The following is a 17730-nucleotide window of genomic DNA, read 5'->3' as shown; positions in this document are numbered from 1 at the left end:
GAGATGACGGACTACGTCGACGCGGGTGAAGCGATCCCGCACGTCCAGCTCAGCAACGTCCGGGGCGAGGCCCCGGCCACCTCCGCGGTGGACTACGACCGGATCCGCGGCGCACGCTCCGAGCCGCAGAACTGGCTGACCTACTACGGCACCTACGACGGCCAGCGCTACAGCGAGCTCGACCAGATCAACAAGGACTCGATCCGCAGACTGTCGCCCGCCTGGGTGTTCCAGGCCGGCGCCGTCGGGATGCAGTCCGGTGCGTCCACCTACTCGTTCGAGGCGTCACCGATCGTCGTCGAGGGCGTCATGTACGTCTCCGGCCCCGACGGCCGCGCCTGGGCGATCGACGCGAGGACCGGCGAGGAGCTCTGGCGCTACAAGCACGCCTCGCCCTACGACGTGTCGCTGTGCTGCGGCAACGTCAACCGCGGGCTGGCCGTGGGCCACGGCAAGGTCTACATGTACACGCTCAACGCGCACATCATCGCGCTCGACGCCACGACCGGGAAGGTCGTGTGGGACACCGTCAACGGCGACGTCCGCGCCGGGGAGAGCGGCTCGGTCGCGCCGCTGATCGTCAAGGACCTGGTGATCGTCGGCAGCGCCGGCGGGGAGTTCGGCGTCCGCGGCCACCTCGACGCGTTCGACGCGGAGACCGGTGAGCGGCGCTGGCGCTGCTACACCGTCCCGAAGCCGGGCGAGCCCGGCTCGGAGACCTGGCCCGACGACGGCGAGGCCTGGCAGCGCGGCGGCGCGAACTGCTGGGTGACGCCCACCTACGACCCGGAGCTGGAGCTGCTGTTCCAGGGCACCGGCAACCCGGCCCCGGACTTCGACGGCGGCGTGCGCCCCGGCGACAACCTCTACACCGACTCGACGATCGCGGTCGACGTCAACACCGGCGAGATCAGGTGGCACTACCAGTTCACCCCGCACGACCTGTGGGACTACGACTCCACGATGGAGAACGTCCTGTTCGACGCGCCGGACGGGCGCAAGCTGCTCGCCCACGCGGACAAGAACGGCTACTTCTTCGTGCTCGACCGGACCAACGGCGAGCTCGTGCGGGTGTTCCCGTTCGTCGACCGGATCACCTGGGGCGAGATCACGCCCGAGGGCAAGGTGACGCCGAAGATCTACCCCGACGAGGAGGGCGTCCCGGTGCACTTCTGGCCGGGCCCGGCGGGCGGCAAGGAATGGACGCACATGTCCTACAACCCGCAGACCGGGTTGATGTACGTGCCCGTCCAGGAGGTCGGGGCGACCGCCACCCGGCGTCGCCGTGAGTTCAAGGAGTCCATCCCCTACTGGGGCGCCGGCGTCGCCGTCGACATCGAGGACTTCTACGGGTTCGTCGCCGCGATCGACCCGCTCACCGGCGAGGAGAAGTGGCGCTGGAACAACGAGTACCCGATGTGCGCCTCGACGCTCACCACCGCGGGCGGCCTGGTCTTCCAGGGGACCCCGACCGGTGAGTTCGTCGCGCTCGACGCCTCGACCGGGGAGAAGCTCTGGTCGTTCCAGTGCGGCAGCGGGCACCACTCCAGCCCGACCACCTTCGAGGTCGACGGCAGGCAGTTCATCGCCGTGCCGACCGGGTGGGGCGGCTGGGTCGAGGGGTTCCTGCCGGGCCTGCTCGGTGCGGCCGCGGGCGACGCGTTGTTCTGCTTCGCGTTGCCCGAGCAGTAGATCCGGCCGACCCCGGGGACCCGAACGCTGTGAGAAGGGAGGTGATCGCATGGAGTCGACCACCGAGTGGGAGGCGCCGGAGTTCGAGGAGATCGGCTGCGCGCCCGAGGTGACGATGTACATCGCCCGGACCGAGGCGTGAGGTGACCGACGGCCGGGGGCGCGCGCAGCGCGCCCCCGGCCGTCGCCGTGGAACAGGGGGTGCCATGAGGATCCGGATCCTCGGATCGGCGGCGGGCGGTGGCTTCCCGCAGTGGAACTGCGGCTGTCCGGGCTGCCGGGCGGTGCGCGACGGGTCGCGACCGGCGACGCCGCGCACCCAGTCCTCGATCGCCGTCTCCCCCGACGGGCGGCGGTGGTGGCTGGTCAACGCCTCCCCCGACGTCCGCACCCAGCTCGCCGACGCTCCCGCGCTGCACCCGACCGGCGACCGGACGACCCCGCTGCAGGGTGTGCTGCTCACCGACGCCGAGATCGACCACACCCTGGGGCTGGTGCTGCTGCGCGAGGGCCGCGGGGTGTCGCTGCACGCGACCGCGGCGACCGAGCGGACCCTGCGCGAGGGATCCGGGCTGCTGCCCACCCTGGAGCGGTTCTGCCCGGTCACCTGGACCGAGGTCGTCCCCGGCGCCGACCACGACCTCGGCGGCCTCGTCTACCGCGCGTTCGGGGCGCCGACGGGCAAGCACGACCGGTTCGGCGTCGCCGAGGGCCTGCCCGGGCGGGTGGTCGGGTACCGGTTCACCGACACCGCGTCCGGCCGGTACGCGGTGTACCTGCCCGGCGTGCAGGAGCTGACCCCCGCCGTGCAGGACGAGATCGACGGCGCCGACCTGCTGCTCGTCGACGGCACGACCTGGCACGACGACGAGCTGGTCCGGCTCGGGCTGGCCGCGAAGACGGCGCACGACATGGGACACCTGCACGTCGGCGGCCGGGGTGGCAGCCTGGAGGTGCTCACCGCCCTCGGTGTGCCCCGGATCGTCTACGTGCACGTCAACAACACCAACCCCGTCCTGCTGGAGGACTCCGCCGAACGCGCCGCGGTCACCGCCGCCGGGGTCGTCGTCGGGTTCGACGGACTGGAACTGGAGGTCTGACATGACCGCTCCGGACACCGCGCTGGTGCGACGGCTGCGGGCGCACGCCGCGCAGTACCACTCGGCGCACCCGTTCCACGTCCGCATGAACGACGGCACCCTCACCCCGGACCAGATCCGTGGCTGGGTCGCGAACCGGTTCGCCTACCAGGAGGCCATCCCGGTCAAGGACGCGGCGATCCTCTCGAACTGCCCCGACGTCGGGGTCCGGCGGCGGTGGATCCGCCGGATCACTGATCATGATGGAGTCCACGACGGCCGGGAACCGGGCAGCGGGAACTCCGGACAGGGGGGTATCGAGGCGTGGCTGCGGCTCGGCGAGGCGTGCGGGCTGAGCCGGTCGGAGATCACCGACCACCGGCACGTGCAGCCCGGGGTGCGGTTCGCCGTCGACGCCTACGTGGGCTTCGCCCGCACGAGGCCGTGGGTCGAGGCGGTCGCGTCGTCGCTGACCGAGCTGTTCGCCCCGGACCTGATGGCCGAGCGGCTGGCGGCGTTCGAGAAGTACTACACCTGGATCGACCCGGACGGGCTCCAGTACTTCCGCAACCGGCTGTTCCAGGCCCCGCGGGACTCCGAGCACGCACTGGAGGTCGTCGTCGCGCACTGCCGCACCCCCGCCGAGCAGGACGCCGCCGAGGCCGCGCTGTCGTTCAAGTGCGACGTGCTCTGGGCGATCATGGATGCGATCGACCATGCCTACGCGTGACGGGTCGACCGCCACCGGCGCGACACGGGTGCCGGCGCCACGACGCGGCGAACGGGCCGCCCGCACACCCGCGGTCACCGGGGACTCCCGGCCCCGGCTCGGCCGGCACGTGCGGATGCGGCCGGACCGCCCGACCGGCGGGTGGGTGCTGCTCGGGCCGGAGACCGTCGTCGTACTGAACCGGACCGGGCACGCGGTGCTGCGCCTGTGCGACGGCGAGCGCAGCGTCGACGACATCGTCGCGGCGCTGGTCGCGGACTTCGACGAGGCCGACGCGCTGGTCGTCGGCGACCAGGTGCGCGACTACCTGACCCGGCTCGTCGCCCGGAACCTGGTGGCGCTCGGATGAGCGCCCCGCGCCCGTTCGGGCTGCTCGCCGAGCTCACCTACCGTTGCCCGCTGGCGTGCGCCTATTGCTCGAACCCGATCGAGCTGGCCCGCTACGACGACGAGCTGTCCACCGCCGACTGGCAGCGCGTGTTCGGCGAGGCCGCCGCCATGGGCGTGCTGCAGTGCCACCTGTCCGGCGGGGAGCCGCTGCTGCGGCGGGACCTGCCCGAGCTGGTCCGCACCGCCTGCGACCTGGGTATGTACACCAACCTCGTGACCAGTGCGATCGGGCTGTCCCGGCCGCGGGCCGAGGCGCTGCGCGCGGCGGGGCTGGACCACGTGCAGGTCAGCGTGCAGGCCGACGAGCCCGCCACCTCCGACCGGATCGCCGGGATCCGCTCGTTCGACAAGAAGCTGGAGGCCTGCCGGCTCGTCCGTGAGCTGGGCTGGCCGCTGACGGTCAACGTGGTGCTGCACCGGCAGAACATCGAGCGGATCGGCGCGATCGTCGACCTCGTGGAGCGCCTCGGCGCCGACCGGGTGGAGCTCGCCAACACCCAGTACTACGGCTGGGCCTGGCGCAACCGGTCGTCGCTGCTCCCGACCCGCGAGCAGCTCGACCGGGCCGAGGAGGTCGTCACCGCCGCCCGGGCGCGCCTGGCCGGGTCGATGGAGGTCGTGCACGTGCTGCCCGACTACTACTCCCGCTACCCCAAGCCGTGCATGGGCGGCTGGGCGCAGCGTCAGCTCACCGTCGCCCCGAACGGCGACGCGCTGCCCTGCCCCGCCGCGCAGACCCTGCCACTGCCGCGGGCCTCGGTCCGCGACAGCGGCCTCGAGGAGATCTGGACCTCGGCGCCGCTGTTCACCGCCTACCGCGGCGAGGACTGGATGCAGGAGCCGTGCCGGACCTGCGACCGTCGCGAGATCGACCTGGGCGGGTGCCGCTGCCAGGCGTTCCAGCTCACCGGTGACGCCGCGGCCACCGACCCGGTGTGCCACCTGTCGCCCGAGCACGGGCTCGTCGAGGACGTGGTGTCCGAGGCGAACCGGCCGGCGCGGGTGGACCTGGAGCTGGCGCCCCGGCCGCACCGCTGAGGCCGGAGCGGCAGCGGGCCGCGCCCGGTCAGCGCAGGTGCGTGGCGTCCCAGAAGCGGTAGGCCCGGTCCGAGGGGTCGACGACCGCGTCGTCGACCTCCGGTCCGGCGGCGATCAGCCGGCGCAGGTAGTCCCCCACGCCGGTCCCGACCACGCGGCGCTCGTCCTCGTCCGGACCGGCGACGACGATCTGCCCGACGGCGCCACCGGGCTCCGGGACGGTGTCGACGACCAGGGCGTTCCCGCCGCCGTCGACGGCCAGCGGCCACCAGCCCGCGTCCCAGTAGTGGGCCAGCACCGGGTCCCCCGGCGCGCACGGTCACGTGGTCGTGCCCCATGTCGGCGACGACGTCGAGCCAGCCGCGGTACTCCCGCGTCGCCTCGGCCAGGGGCACGAACCGGTAGGTCGCGGGGAACAGGCTCGTCGCGACCTCCGGGTGCGGGCCGGGGGCGCGCGGGTGGTCGGCCAGCTGGCCGTCGGCGAGCGCGTAGAGGGCCCGCAGCGCGGCCGGGAACTCCCGGCCGAACACCGCCTCGGCGTCGGCCACCGCGCCGGGCTCCGCGGGCGCGCGGAGGTTGGACGAGGCCGGGATCCCGGCCCGTTCCAGCACGTCGAGCCAGCGGGGCCAGTTGGTCGCGACGCCGTCGTCGGGGGCGCCGCCGGAGAGGTCACGGTCACCGGTCACGGTGTGCAGCGTGCCACGACGGGCGGGCCCGGGACGCACCCGCCGGCGGGTTCTGGCAGGGTCGTCGCGCACCCACGGCCCGCCCCCGCGGGCCGTCCCCGTCCGTGAGGAGCACGTCCGTGTCCGCACCGCAGAAGCCCGCCGTCGAGATCGTCGACGGCCCGCTGCCCACCGACCTCGTGACCGAGGACCTGACCGTCGGCGACGGCCCGGAGGCCAAGCCCGGTGACACCGTCGCCGTGCACTACGTCGGGGTCTCGCAGTCCACCGGCCGCGAGTTCGACAACTCCTACGACCGCGGCCAGCCGCTGCAGTTCGGCCTCGGCGCCGGCCAGGTCATCTCCGGCTGGGACAACGGCGTCGCCGGGATGAAGGTCGGCGGCCGCCGCCGGCTCGTGATCCCACCGCACCTGGGCTACGGCGCCCGCGGCGCGGGCGGCGTCATCGCCCCGAACGAGACCCTGATCTTCGTCTGCGACCTGGTGGGCGTGCGCTGACCGCGCTCCTGCTGATCTCCGACACCCACCACCCGAGCCGCGGGGCCGCCCACTCCGGTGGGCTCCCCGGGCCGGTGTGGGAGGCCGTCGACGCCGCCGACGTCGTCGTGCACGCCGGTGACTGGTGCTCGGTGGAGCTGCTCGACCGGGTCGAGGGCCGCGCGGCCCGGCTGCTCGCCTGCTGGGGCAACAACGACGGCGACGAGCTGCGCGCCCGGCTGCCGGAGACGGCCCGGGCGACCCTCGACGGGGTCCGGGTCGCGGTGACCCACGAGACCGGCCCGAAGCAGGGCCGCGAACGCCGGGCGCTCGCCGCCCACCCCGACACCGACCTGCTGGTGTTCGGGCACTCGCACATCCCGTGGGACTCCGCGGCGGACGGGCTGCGTCTGCTCAACCCGGGGTCGCCGACCGACCGGCGCCGGATGCCGACCCACACCTGGATGACGCTGACCCTGCACGACGGCCGGATCGACGACGTCGTGCTGCACCACCTCTGACGCCGCTCAGCCGCCGCTCAGCCGTCGTCGTCATCGTCGTCGGGCTGCTGTTGCTGCTGCCCCGGCGCCCGGTCCTGCGGGGCCGGAGCGGCCGGGGCCCGCCGGTCGTCGTCGTCCACCCGGGTGGCCGACGGCGGGCCGCCCGCCGGGGCGTCGTCGTCGTCGCGGGCGCCCTCGCCCGTGCCGAACACGAGCACGAGGCCGACCAGCGCGGCCACGACGACGAGCGCCGCGGCCATCCGGTCCTTCGTGAGCATCGGGTCTCCCTGCAGGTGCTCAGTCGTCGACGGGGACGCCGCCGAAGACGGTCAGGCTGAGGACGAAGTAGGCGACGTAGAGCCCCAGCAGCACCACGCCGTGCCAGCGGCGGATGCGCCCGGTGCCCAGGAACACCGCGGAGAGCACGGTGAGCCCGAGCAGCACCGGCAGGTGCCAGACCAGGGCCGTCGGGTCGACCACGATCGCCCCGCCGACCAGCAGGATCACGCCGAGCTTGCCGGTCACCGAGAACACGACGCTGCCGAGCACGTTCGCGACGGCGATCTCGGGCGCGCCGCGCCGGGCCGGCTCGACGGTGATCAGGATGTCCTCGAGGGACAGCGCGAGCGTTGCGATGGTGACCCCGAAGACCGTCCCGCTGATCGCCCAGGTCTCGAGGATGCCCTCGGTGCCCTGCCCGGCGATGAGTGCGCCGACGACCAGCCCGATCAGCGCGATGACGGCGAACAGGATGGTCCGCCCGGGCGGCTGGGCGCGGGCCTTGAGGAACCCGTCGTCGACGCGCAGGTCCTCGGGCAGCCGGAACCCGGGGCTGCCGGCCGCCGCGTCGGTCCGGGGCGGGCCGCTCGGCGCGACCGTCGCCGTCGTGCTCCCGCCCGCGGCGACCCCGGCCTTCTCCAGCTGCTCGTAGACCTCGGCGTTGCGCCAGACGGGCCGACGGGCGGAGTACTCGCGGTGGGCGATCCAGCCGACGAAGGCGACGAACAGCAGGATCAGCACGACGCCGGTGCCGGCGGTGAGCAGCCCGCCGAGCGCGAGCAGGAACATCACCACCGGGGCGGCGACGTAGAGCGCGAGGTAGTCGCGCGGGACCTCGACCCGGGTCGGCGCGATGATCGCGGCGAGCGCGAGCACGATGCCGGTCAGCGCGATCGTGGTGCCGATGACGGCGCCGAGCGCGACGTCGCTGAGGTCCTCCATGTTCAGCACGACCCCGAACGCGAGGTCGTCGAACTCGATCCCGGTGAAGACGACGGCGATCAGGAACAGCGAGATCGCCCAGCGACTCGCCACCCCGACCAGGTAGCCGATGAGCTTCTCCGCGCTGTAGACCAGCACGGCGACGCCCAGGACGAACTCGATCACCGGGATCATGCGTCAGCCCCTCGCTACGACGCCAGGATCACCCGATAGTGAACTGGACCACGTGGCGAAGCAACACTTGACAATCACCAGGCAGGACGTTTCGCCTGGTCACAGGCGCGGCGCGCCGGGCGGGGCGGGGCCGACACGGCCCCGCCCCGGTGTCCGATGCGGATCCGACGGGCCGGGGGCCTCAGTCGCGCGGGGGCGCGCTCACCCGGTGGTCGGCCTGCTCGTCCTGGGCCTCGATCTGCGCGGCCTCCTCCTTGGTGCGGGCCAGCGGCGGCGCGGTGATCCCGCTGCCCTGCTCGGCCAGCTCGGGCTTCATCCGGACCGCCACGAGGCTGACGATCGTGGTGAGCGCGAGGACGCCGACGATGACGCCGAGCGAGAGTCCGATCCCGACCTCGGGGACCGGGACCGGCTCCCCGCCGTTGATGAAGGGCAGCTCGTTCTCGTGCAGGGCGTGCAGGGCGAGCTTGACGCCGATGAAGGCGAGCAGCACCGCGAGGCCGTAGGACAGGAAGACCAGCTTGTTGAGCAGCCCGCCGAGCAGGAAGTAGAGCTGACGCAGCCCCATCAGCGCGAACGCGTTCGCGGTGAAGACGAGGTAGGGCTCCTGGGTGAGGCCGAAGATCGCCGGGATCGAGTCCAGGGCGAACATGATGTCGGTGACGCCGATCGCGATCATCACGATCAGCATCGGGGTCAGCCAGCGCTTGCCGTCGATCTTCACGGTGGTCTTGGCACCGTGGTAGTCGTCGGTGACCGGGAAGGCCTTGCGGACCCACTGCAGGACCCGGCCCTCCTTCCACTCCTCGTCGTCGCCGCCGGCAGCCTGCTTGACCAGCGAGACGGCGGTGTAGATGAGGAACGCGGCGAAGAGGAAGAACACCCAGCTGAAGCGGTCGATGACCGCCGCGCCCGCGGCGATGAAGATGCTCCGCATGATCAGCGCGATCACGATGCCGACCAGCAGCACCCGGTGCTGGTGGAGGACCGGCACCTTGAACGCGGACATAATGATGAGGAAGACGAACAGGTTGTCGACCGACAACGAGTACTCGGTCAGGTAGCCGGCGAAGAACTCGCCGGCGTAGGTGCCCCCGGAGAAGAACCAGACCCCGCAGCCGAACGCGACGGCCAGCGCCACGTAGAAGACGACCCAGCGGGTGACCTCGCCCAGGGTCACGGCGTGCGGCTTGTGGTCGTTGAGCCACAGGTCCGCACCGATCACCAGCACGAACCCGACGATGGTGACCAGCCAGACCCACAGGGGTACGTTCACGAAGTTCCTCCAGACCAGGGCAGCATCAGACAGCCCGAGGTCTCTCCCGCCACGGCAGCCCGTTGCTGCGGCTGCCGAGCGTGGCCGGTGGTGCCGGGTCCGCTCGCGAACCACGCTCGCGACGACACCGTGCTGACGACACCACCGCGGTAGGGATACTCCCCTGCGGTAGGTGAAGTGTCCTCCCTGGTCCGTTGCATGGCGAGCCGGGGTGACCCAGGGCACCCGGTCGGGGCCGGAAGTCGTCCGGTGTGTCCGGTTCAGCGGCGCGCGCGACGGCTGAGCCGGACCATGTCGATCTCTTCGCCGAGGTCGGAGATCGCGTGCACGACGAGCCGGGAGTCGGTGCCGCCGGAACCGGGGACCACCGAGCAGCGCAGGTAGGCGTAGCCGAGGTAGCGGGTCCGCGACCAGGTGACGGTCTCGGCCTGCTTCTGGTCGTCGGGACCGGCCAGGAAGCTCGTGACCGGCGCCTGCTCGGTCTCGTGGCCGCGGAAGCTGTCGGTCTCGCCGGGCTGCCAGCGGTAGCGGGGCCGTCCGCCGGAGCCGACGCAGACGTAGGTGGTGCCGTCGCTCTCCGGGTGGACGGTGGAGCGGTCCGGCGCCGGACGGGTGGGGCGGCCGTCGCGGATGGGGTCGGTGCGCTCGTACTGGTGGTTGTGGCCCTGCACGCACAGGTCGACCCGGTAGCGGTCGCACAGCGGCGCCAGCGCCCGTCGCACCCCGGCGTCGGAGGCGTGCGAGCCCGAGGTGGCGAACGCGCAGTGGTGGAAGAACAGCACGATCCACTCGATGTCCGGGTCGGCGCGCCAGCCGGCCAGGGTCCGCTCCAGCCAGGTCAGCTGGGTCCCGCCGGAGTAGCCGGCGTTGGTCGGGATCTCGGTGGAGAGGTCGTTGGCGTCCACGCTGACGACCCCGACGGTGCCGTGGGTGAACGCGTACACCGAGGGGCAGCCGCGGGGGCCGGTCCCGGGCAGCGCGAGCCGGGCGGCGTGACCGGCGTAGCCGTGCGCGGGGCCGTCGGCCCGGTTCAGGTCGTAGAGCGCCTCCATGTCGTGGTTGCCGGTGGCGAACATCCACGGGGTCGACGCGGCCGAGCGTTCGATCGCGGCGAAGTAGGTGCTCCAGACGGTGGGGTCGAAGCTGTCGTGGGCCTCGTCGTCCTGCGGGGCGCCGTTGCGGGCCGGTCGGCCGGCGCCGGAGGGGTCGGCGTAGCAGATGTCGCCGGCGAGCAGGTGGAACACGGGTGCCTCCGCGGCGACGAGCGCGGTCAGCGCCTCCGCGGGCGCCGGGCTGCGGTGGGTGTCGTCGGGCTTGTAGTGGTTCGGCTCCCCACCGGTGCTCACGCCCTGGTCGGCGAAGGCGGTGAAGGTGAACCGGTGCCGGGTGCCGCGGGGCGCGGCCGTGCGGAAGGTGCTGGTGGCGGTGGTCGCCGAGGTTCCGCCGGGGCCCTCGATGCGGAACCGGTAGACGTAGCGGCTGCCGGGGGTGAGGCCGTCGGCGCGGGCGTGGGCGAACCACTGGCGGGTGCCGCGGATGCTGCCGTCCACCTGCGGGACGAGGCTCTCCAGCGGGCGGACCTGCACCGGGAGCGTGAGCCCGAACCCGGAGTCGGTGCCGACGTCGACGACCATCCGGCCGGGCGGCGGGGCCGCGGTCAGCTCCCCGGAGAACGACATCGAGCGGGCCGGGTCGGGCCCGTAGGCCAGGTGCCGTCCGACGACGGTCACCGGCGCGGGTGCGGCGGCCGCGGCCACCCCGCGGGCCCACGGCGACCCGGACGCCGCGAGGGTCGCCAGGACTCCGGCGCCGCCGCGCAGCGCGGTGCGCCGGCTGACGGCGTGGCGTCGCAGGAAGGCGGCGAGCCAGTCCTGCTGGTCGGCGATCGTCATGTCGACGGCGAGTGCCCGCGGGACACCGACGCCGGGGGTCTCTCCGGTGGGGTTGACGCTCACACCCGGTGACGGTGCCGGGCTTCGGTCTCCCGTCGGCGTTGCACGGCGGAACGTCGGGTGAACGCCCGGCGACACCCCGGGGTCACGCGCCGTTGGTGCGGCATTCATCCCGGGTGCCCGGTTCGCCGCGGCCGGTGCCGGTTCCCGTGCCGGAACGGTGCCGGGCGGCGGGCGTGGCGGGACGCACCCGCCGACCGGCGACGCGGTCGCGGCGATCTGCGTAGTTTCGATGACGTGCACGTGCTCCCCCGGACCCGGTGGGTCCGTACCCCGATCGTGGCGGCGACGGTCGCCGCCCTGGTGCTGGCGTTCGCCCCGGCCGCGTCGGCCGCACCCGGTGTGCCGGTCGCCGCGCCGGCGCCCGCCGCGGCGGCGGCCGACGACGGCGGGGCGGTCGCCGTGACCGAGGAGGAGGTCGCCGTCCCGGCCGGCCCCGGGCAGCCGGGCACGATCGACCTGGACACCTCGCTCTACGTCCCCGCCTCGGCGACCGCGGCCTCCCCCGCGCCCGCGGTGCTGGTGGCGCACGGCTTCGGCGGCAGCAAGGCCTCCGTCGACTCCGACGCCCGCGAGCTCGCCGCCCGCGGCTACGTGGTGCAGACCTGGACCGCGCGCGGTTTCGGCGCCTCCGGTGGCTCGATCGGGCTGGACGACCCCGACCACGAGGTGGCCGACGCGTCCCGGCTGGTGGACCGTCTCGCCGCGCGCGCCGACGTGCAGCGCGACGCCGACGGCGACCCCCGCGTCGGTGTGACCGGTGGGTCCTACGGCGGTGGCCTCGCCCTGCTGCTGGCCGGCTACGACCGGCGGATCGACGCGATCGTGCCGGTGATCACCTGGAACGACCTGGGCCAGGCGCTGTTCCCCAACAACGCCGTCCCGGCCGGTGCGACGCCGCCGGTCACGCCGGCGGCCGGTGCGGGTGCCGGCGACGGGGTGTTCAAGAGCGGCTGGGCCGGGGTGTTCTTCGGCTCCGGTGGCCGGGTGCCCGCGGGCGGGGACTCCCCGGCCGGTGCCGCCGCCGGCTCCTCCGGCGGGCTCGGTGGCTCCGGTTCCGGCGGTGGGGGCGGTTTCGGCTCGTCCTCGGGCGGGGCGTCCTCCTCCGACGGCACCGGCACCGCGGGCGCGTCCGGGCCGGACGGCGCCGGCACCGCGGGACCGGGCACCGCGGTCGGCACCGCGGCCGGTCCGGGAGGCGCGACGGCGCCCGGCGCGGCCACCGGCCGGGCACCGGACGCGTCGCAGCCGGCGTCGGACCCGATCTGCGGACGCTTCGCCCGCGACGTCTGCGCCGCCTACGGCGAGGCCGCCCGCACCGGCCGCGTCTCCCCGGAGCTGGCCGAGCTGCTCCGCCGCTCCTCCCCCGCGACCGTCACCGACCGGATCACCGCACCGACGCTGCTGGTCCAGGGCGAGCAGGACACCCTGTTCGGCCTCGACCAGGCCGACGCGAACGCCCGCCAGATCGCCGCGAACGGCACCCCGGTGTCGGTGCTGTGGTTCGCGGGCGGCCACGACGGCGGCGGCCCCGACTCCGAGGTCCGCGCCCGCATCGCCGACTGGTTCGACCAGCACCTGCGGGGCCTGCCCGCGGCGCAGGGCACCACCGGTGGTCTCGCCGAGGCCCCCTTCGCCTACCAGGTCCGCAGCACCGTCCGCACCCGCGGCGACACCCCCACCGGCCGGACCGTCCTCGCCGGGGCCTACCCCGGCCTGACCGCGGGCTCCGGACCCGCCCCGACGGCCGCGCTGCCCCTGGACGGCGGCGAGCAGACCGTCGTCCACCCGCCAGGCGGGAACCCGTCGGCGCTCACGTCGCTGCCCGGCCTCGGCTCGGCGCTCGGGTCGCTGGACTCGCTCGGCGGCCTGTCCGGCCTGACGACGCCGGGCCAGTCCGCCCGGTTCCTCACCGCACCCGTCGCCGACGCGATGCAGCCCTCCGGGGCGCCGCGGGTGACGGTGCGCGTCGCGCGGGTCGCCGGACAGCCCGCCCCGGACACCGCGGTGCTGTTCGCGTCGCTCACCACGCTCACCCCCGACGGGCGCAGCACGCTGCTGGGCAACGCCGTCGCGCCGCTGCGGATCGCCGTCCCCGCCGACGGCTCCCCCGCCGAGGCGACGGTGACGCTGCCCGGCGTCGTCGCGCCGGTGCAGGCGGGCAGCCGCCTGCTGGTGCAGCTGTCGACGACCGACCAGGGCTACGACTCCGGCACCGACCCGGCCGTGTGGCGGGTCGGGCTCGCCGGGGACACCGCGCTGTCGGTGCCCCAGGTGCCCGGCCGCACCGAGTCGGCGGGGACCGTCCCGTTGTGGCCGGTGCTCGGGATCGCCGCGGTGCTGGCCGCGGCACTCCTGGTGTGGCTGGTGGCGCGGCTGCGGTCGCGCCGGACCGAGCCCTCCGACGACGACGTGCCCGGCGACGCTCCGCCGCTGGTCGTCGGCGGGCTGGCGAAGACCTACCGCAACGGGTTCGCCGCGGTGTCGGACGTGTCGTTCACCGTGCCGCGCGGCGCGGTGCTCGGCCTGCTCGGCCCGAACGGCGCCGGCAAGACGACCGTCCTGCGCATGCTCATGGGCCTGATCGCGCCCACCGCCGGGACGATGACGGCGTTCGGCCGTCCCATCCGTCCCGGCGCGGCGGTGCTGTCCCGGATCGGCGCGTTCGTCGAGGGACCCGGGTTCCTGCCGCACCTGTCGGGCGCGGAGAACCTGCGGCTCTACTGGGAGGCCACCGGGCGCCCGCCGGAGCAGGCGCGGATGGAGGAGACGCTGGAGATCGCCGGGCTCGGCGACTCGGTGCACCGCCGCGTCGGCACCTACTCCCAGGGCATGCGGCAGCGCCTCGCGATCGCGCAGGCGATGCTGGGCCTGCCCGAGCTGCTCATCCTCGACGAGCCCACCAACGGGCTCGACCCGCCCCAGATCCACGCGATGCGCGAGCTGCTGCGCCGCTACGCCGCGGGCGGCCGGACCGTGCTCGTGTCCAGCCACCTGCTGTCGGAGGTGGAGCAGACCTGCTCGGAGGTCGTGGTCATGCACCGCGGCACGGTCGTCGCCGCGGGGACGGTCGCCGAGCTGATGGCGGCCGGGGGCGGCTCGTCGTTCACCGTGGACGACACCGGCCGGGCCCGGGCCGTGCTGGCCGCCCTCGACGGCGTCACCGACGTCGTCACCGGAGACCAGCCGGGCGTCGTGCACGCCGATCTCGACGGCACCGCCCGCGCCGACGCCGTCGCCGCGCTGGTGTCCGGCGGGGTCGCGGTCAGCGCGGCCGGGCCGCGCGGGCGGCTGGAGGACGCGTTCCTGGAACTGGTGGGCCCCGAGGGGCGCGACGTCGGAGGTACCTCGTGAGTGACGACCGTCAGCTCTCGACCCGCCGCGGGCACGTCGGCGACCTCGTGACCGGCCGGGCCGCGCCGCCCGCCGTCCCGGGCCGGACCATGCCGCTGCGCACCGAGCTGGTCCGCCAGCTCCAGCGCCGTCGCACCCAGGTCGCGTTCGCGCTGGTGGTGGCGATGCCGATCATCCTGTGGGCGGCGTTCTCCCTCGGCGACGACGAGCCCGGAGCCCGTGGCCCGAGCCTGGTCGACCTGGCGTCGGGCAGCGCCGCGAACTTCGCGGTGTTCACGCTGTTCGCCTCGGCGAGCTTCCTGCTGGTGGTGCTGGTCGCGCTGTTCTTCGGCGACACGGTGGCCTCGGAGGCGTCGTGGTCGTCGCTGCGCTACCTGCTGGCCGTCCCGGTACCGCGGGCGCGGCTGCTGCGGCAGAAGGCCGTCGTCGCGGGGGTGCTGTCGGTGGCGGCGCTGCTGCTGCTCCCGGTCGCGTCGCTGGTGGTGGGGGCGATCGCCTACGGCACCGGGGACCTGGTCTCGCCGATCGGGGAGTCGCTGCCGTTCTGGAGCGCGGCCGGGCGGGTGATGCTCGGCGCGCTGTACGTGACCGTGCAGCTGAGCTGGGTGGCCGGGCTGGCGCTGCTGCTGTCGGTGAGCACCGACGCCCCGCTGGGCGCGGTCGGCGGCGCGGTGATGGCCTCGATCGTCTCCCAGATCATCGACCAGATCGAGGACCTGGGGATCATCCGGGACTTCCTCCCCACCCACTACGGCGACGCCTGGTCGGCGCTGCTGGCGACCGACGTCGACTGGTCGGACATGACCTACGGGACGTTCTCCGCGGTCTGCTACGCCACCGCATTCCTGGGGCTCGCGGCGTGGCGGTTCCGCACCAAGGACATCACCAGCTGACCGTGGTGCCGGGCCGGCCGCGCGGCCCGGCACCCGGTGGGCCCTTAGACCATGACCACCCCGCCGTCGATCATGACGGCCTGGCCGGTCATGTAGTCGGAGTCCGGGCCGGCGAGGTAGGAGACGAAGGCGGCGACGTCGTCGGCGGTCTGCACCCGGCCCAGCGGGATGGCGGCCGCGTACTGCGTGAGCGTCTCGCCCTTCCCCGCGCCGCTGCGGGCGCCCATCTGCTCGTCGATCAGGTCCCACATGTCGGTGCCGACGATCCCCGGGCAGTACGCGTTCACGGTGATCCGGTGCGGCGCCAGCTCCTTGGCCGCGGCCTGGGTGAGGGCACGGACGGCGAACTTGGTCGCCGAGTAGTGCCCGAGGAGGTCGAAGCCCTGGTGCCCGGCGATCGACGCGGCGCTGACGATCTTGCCGCCGGTCCCCCGGTCGATCATCACGCGGGCGGCGGCCTGCAGGCAGTAGACGACGCCGAACACGTTGACGTCGAAGATGGTGCGCAGGTCGTCGGGTGTCACCTCGAGCAGGGGCTTGACCTGGGCGATACCGGCGTTCGCGACCATCACGTCCAGACCGCCGAGCTCCTCGGCGACCTGGCCGACCATCGCGGTGACCGCGTCGGGGTCGGTGACGTCGGCCGGGTAGGCCACCGCGGTCCCGCCCGCCGAGCGGATCTCCTCGGCGACGGCGGTGGCGCCGTGGGCGTCCCGGTCGTTGACGGCGACGGCGTGCCCGTCCCGTGACAGGCGCAGGGCGATGCCCCGCCCGATCCCGCGTCCGGCTCCGGTGACCACGGCGACACCCATGTCGGCCTCCCAGTTCGCTCGCGCAGGCCGCCGGGGGGCGGCGTCCCTGCCGCGGCGGGACGTTCCCGCGACCCCAGTCCAACCGGTGACGCGGGTCACGGACAGCGTTGCAGCCGGGTTGCAGCGACGGGGTCGCTCAGTCGCGACGCAGCGCGGCCACGCCCGGCGCGGTCGACTCCCGCACGACGCGGCTGCCGGCCAGCCCCGTCAGGTCCAGCTCGACCTCGGGGGCGATCCGGTAGGGGCGGGCCAGCAGGATCCCGCCCAGGTTCCGGCGCAGCCGCGACATCTCGGCGCGGACGGTGACCAGGTGCGCCCGGTCGCCGTAGAGCCCCTGGGACAGCGTGGCCGCGTCCAGCCCGCTCGCCCCCGCACGGGCGAGCAGCGCCAGGACCTCGGCGTGCCGGGTCGACAGCGGGTGCACCCAGCGGGTCGTGCCCTCGATGACGGCCTGCGGCGGACGACCGTCCAGGTCCAGGCGCAGCCGCATCCGCCTGCTCCCGCCGGACGCCGGGCGCAGCAGCCAGCCGCCGGGCACCGGCTCGGGCAGGCACGGCCCCAGACCGTGGACGGCGATCAGGCGCTCCGGCACCGGTGCGGCGACCCGTTCGACACCGGGCAGCCCGGACGCGGCGGCGACCCAGCCGTGGTCGTCGACCACCAGGCCCGGCCCGGTGTCGCCGGCGAGCATCGGGGCGCCGATGGTGCGCAGCGCGTCGAGGCGGGCCTCGTGACGCTGCCACAGCCCGGCCTCGGCGAGCCGCACCGCGGTGTCGACGAGCGCGACGGTCGTCGGGTGGATGGTCTCGGCGGGCCCGGACAGGTCGACGACGCCGAGCAGCTCACCGCTGCGCGGGTCGTGCACGGGGGCCGCGGTGCAGGTCCAGCCGTGGTGGCTGCGCACGAAGTGCTCGGCGGAGAAGATCTGCACCGGCCCGCCCTCGGCGAGCGCGGTCCCGATCGCGTTGGTGCCGACCGACTGCTCGGACCACTCCGCGCCCTCGGTGAACCCGAGCGCGTCGGCGCGGCGGCGGACGGCGGTCGAGCCCTCCCGCCACAGCAGGACCCCGTCGGCGTCGCAGACGACCATCACGTGCCGGGCGTCCTCGGCGACCGAGGTCAGCGCGGCACGCAGTGCGGGCAGCACCGGCACCAGCGGTGACGTCGCGCGGCGCTGCTCGACGACGGCGGCGTCCAGCGGGCCGGGCGGCTCACCGGCGTCGGGGTCCACGCCCTGGGCCCGGACCCGGTCCCAGGAGCGGGTGATCAGCCGACGTCCGCGCGCCGTGTCGTCGGGGCGTGCGTCGCCGGACAGCACCGCGTCGTGCAGCCGGGACAGCATCCGGGCGTGCCGACCGAGGTCGGTCCCCGGGCGGACAGCGCACACGCCTGCCCGGTTCCGGTCGTCGTCGACTGGCTCCACCGGCACCTCCGGCTCCCACAGTAGGCGGGTGTCC

General features: G+C 74.3%; 17 protein-coding genes. 10 read left to right on the top strand and 7 right to left on the bottom strand.

Features of this window, described 5'->3' with window-relative positions; translation table 11 throughout:
- Window positions 1–3 precede the first annotated feature (3 nt).
- The 6 genes from MTO91_RS11710 (at window position 4) to pqqE (ending at window position 4929) form a co-directional block, all read left to right on the top strand.
- Entirely contained in the window at window positions 4–1692 is a 1689-nt protein-coding gene (locus tag MTO91_RS11710; protein WP_251786436.1) for a PQQ-dependent dehydrogenase, methanol/ethanol family, read from the top strand.
- A gap of 49 nt (window positions 1693–1741) precedes the next feature.
- Window positions 1742–1834: a pyrroloquinoline quinone precursor peptide PqqA gene (gene pqqA, locus MTO91_RS11705; protein WP_060712366.1), complete on the top strand. Its 93-nt coding sequence runs from the start codon at window positions 1742–1744 to the stop codon at window positions 1832–1834.
- A 64-nt stretch (window positions 1835–1898) separates the two neighbouring features.
- Complete coding sequence (gene pqqB / locus MTO91_RS11700) at window positions 1899–2792, top strand: pyrroloquinoline quinone biosynthesis protein PqqB (protein WP_476654497.1); 894 nt, start codon at window positions 1899–1901, stop codon at window positions 2790–2792.
- A gap of 1 nt (window position 2793) precedes the next feature.
- Window positions 2794–3501 (top strand): pyrroloquinoline-quinone synthase PqqC, encoded by a 708-nt coding sequence (gene pqqC, locus MTO91_RS11695; RefSeq protein ID WP_346109196.1) that lies wholly within the window; start codon window positions 2794–2796, stop codon window positions 3499–3501.
- A complete protein-coding gene (gene pqqD, locus MTO91_RS11690) occupies window positions 3488–3850 on the top strand; it encodes a pyrroloquinoline quinone biosynthesis peptide chaperone PqqD (RefSeq protein ID WP_476654496.1) in 363 nt (120 codons plus the stop codon). Before pqqC ends, pqqD begins: the two co-directional genes overlap by 14 nt.
- Window positions 3847–4929 (top strand): pyrroloquinoline quinone biosynthesis protein PqqE, encoded by a 1083-nt coding sequence (gene pqqE, locus MTO91_RS11685; RefSeq protein WP_251786432.1) that lies wholly within the window; start codon window positions 3847–3849, stop codon window positions 4927–4929. Before pqqD ends, pqqE begins: the two co-directional genes overlap by 4 nt.
- 28 nt (window positions 4930–4957) lie before the next feature.
- Here pqqE and MTO91_RS11680 read toward each other — a convergent pair whose 3' ends face one another.
- The gene (locus MTO91_RS11680) at window positions 4958–5227 is read right to left on the bottom strand and encodes a hypothetical protein (protein ID WP_476654495.1); all 270 of its coding nucleotides are present in this window, start codon (window positions 5225–5227) and stop codon (window positions 4958–4960) included.
- A gap of 507 nt (window positions 5228–5734) precedes the next feature.
- Between MTO91_RS11680 and MTO91_RS11675 the strand changes: the two genes are divergently transcribed.
- Together MTO91_RS11675 and MTO91_RS11670 are read left to right on the top strand one after the other, a co-directional pair.
- Window positions 5735–6112 carry an FKBP-type peptidyl-prolyl cis-trans isomerase gene (locus tag MTO91_RS11675; protein ID WP_226356486.1) on the top strand — a complete coding sequence of 126 codons (378 nt, stop codon included), beginning with the start codon at window positions 5735–5737 and terminating at the stop codon, window positions 6110–6112.
- Entirely contained in the window at window positions 6109–6612 is a 504-nt protein-coding gene (locus tag MTO91_RS11670) for a metallophosphoesterase family protein (RefSeq protein ID WP_251786475.1), read from the top strand. The genes MTO91_RS11675 and MTO91_RS11670 overlap by 4 nt, the downstream gene beginning before the upstream one ends.
- Before the next feature lie 17 nt (window positions 6613–6629).
- Here MTO91_RS11670 and MTO91_RS11665 read toward each other — a convergent pair whose 3' ends face one another.
- From MTO91_RS11665 to MTO91_RS11650, 4 genes are all read right to left on the bottom strand, one after another.
- Window positions 6630–6869 carry a hypothetical protein gene (locus MTO91_RS11665; protein ID WP_251786430.1) on the bottom strand — a complete coding sequence of 80 codons (240 nt, stop codon included), beginning with the start codon at window positions 6867–6869 and terminating at the stop codon, window positions 6630–6632.
- A 19-nt stretch (window positions 6870–6888) separates the two neighbouring features.
- Window positions 6889–7986 (bottom strand): sodium:calcium antiporter, encoded by a 1098-nt coding sequence (locus MTO91_RS11660; protein ID WP_476654494.1) that lies wholly within the window; start codon window positions 7984–7986, stop codon window positions 6889–6891.
- Window positions 7987–8167: 181 nt separating this feature from the next.
- Window positions 8168–9262 (bottom strand): TerC family protein, encoded by a 1095-nt coding sequence (locus tag MTO91_RS11655; RefSeq protein ID WP_208823910.1) that lies wholly within the window; start codon window positions 9260–9262, stop codon window positions 8168–8170.
- A 260-nt stretch (window positions 9263–9522) separates the two neighbouring features.
- Window positions 9523–11217 (bottom strand): metallophosphoesterase, encoded by a 1695-nt coding sequence (locus MTO91_RS11650; RefSeq protein WP_476654493.1) that lies wholly within the window; start codon window positions 11215–11217, stop codon window positions 9523–9525.
- A gap of 234 nt (window positions 11218–11451) precedes the next feature.
- Here MTO91_RS11650 and MTO91_RS11645 point away from each other — a divergent pair, with 234 nt between their 5' ends.
- Together MTO91_RS11645 and MTO91_RS11640 are read left to right on the top strand one after the other, a co-directional pair.
- Complete coding sequence (locus MTO91_RS11645; RefSeq protein ID WP_476654492.1) at window positions 11452–14568, top strand: alpha/beta fold hydrolase; 3117 nt, start codon at window positions 11452–11454, stop codon at window positions 14566–14568.
- The gene (locus MTO91_RS11640) at window positions 14565–15461 is read left to right on the top strand and encodes an ABC transporter permease (RefSeq protein ID WP_226365503.1); all 897 of its coding nucleotides are present in this window, start codon (window positions 14565–14567) and stop codon (window positions 15459–15461) included. Before MTO91_RS11645 ends, MTO91_RS11640 begins: the two co-directional genes overlap by 4 nt.
- Before the next feature lie 44 nt (window positions 15462–15505).
- Here MTO91_RS11640 and MTO91_RS11635 read toward each other — a convergent pair whose 3' ends face one another.
- Window positions 15506–16273, bottom strand: a complete 768-nt coding sequence (locus MTO91_RS11635; protein ID WP_251786425.1) for an acetoin reductase — start codon at window positions 16271–16273, stop codon at window positions 15506–15508.
- A gap of 136 nt (window positions 16274–16409) precedes the next feature.
- Entirely contained in the window at window positions 16410–17615 is a 1206-nt protein-coding gene (locus MTO91_RS11630) for a GAF domain-containing protein (protein ID WP_405421858.1), read from the bottom strand.
- Window positions 17616–17730 lie beyond the last annotated feature (115 nt).

The organism is Pseudonocardia sp. 2-7, assembly GCF_056341085.1.
This window is presented reverse-complemented; position numbering and strand designations above follow the sequence as displayed.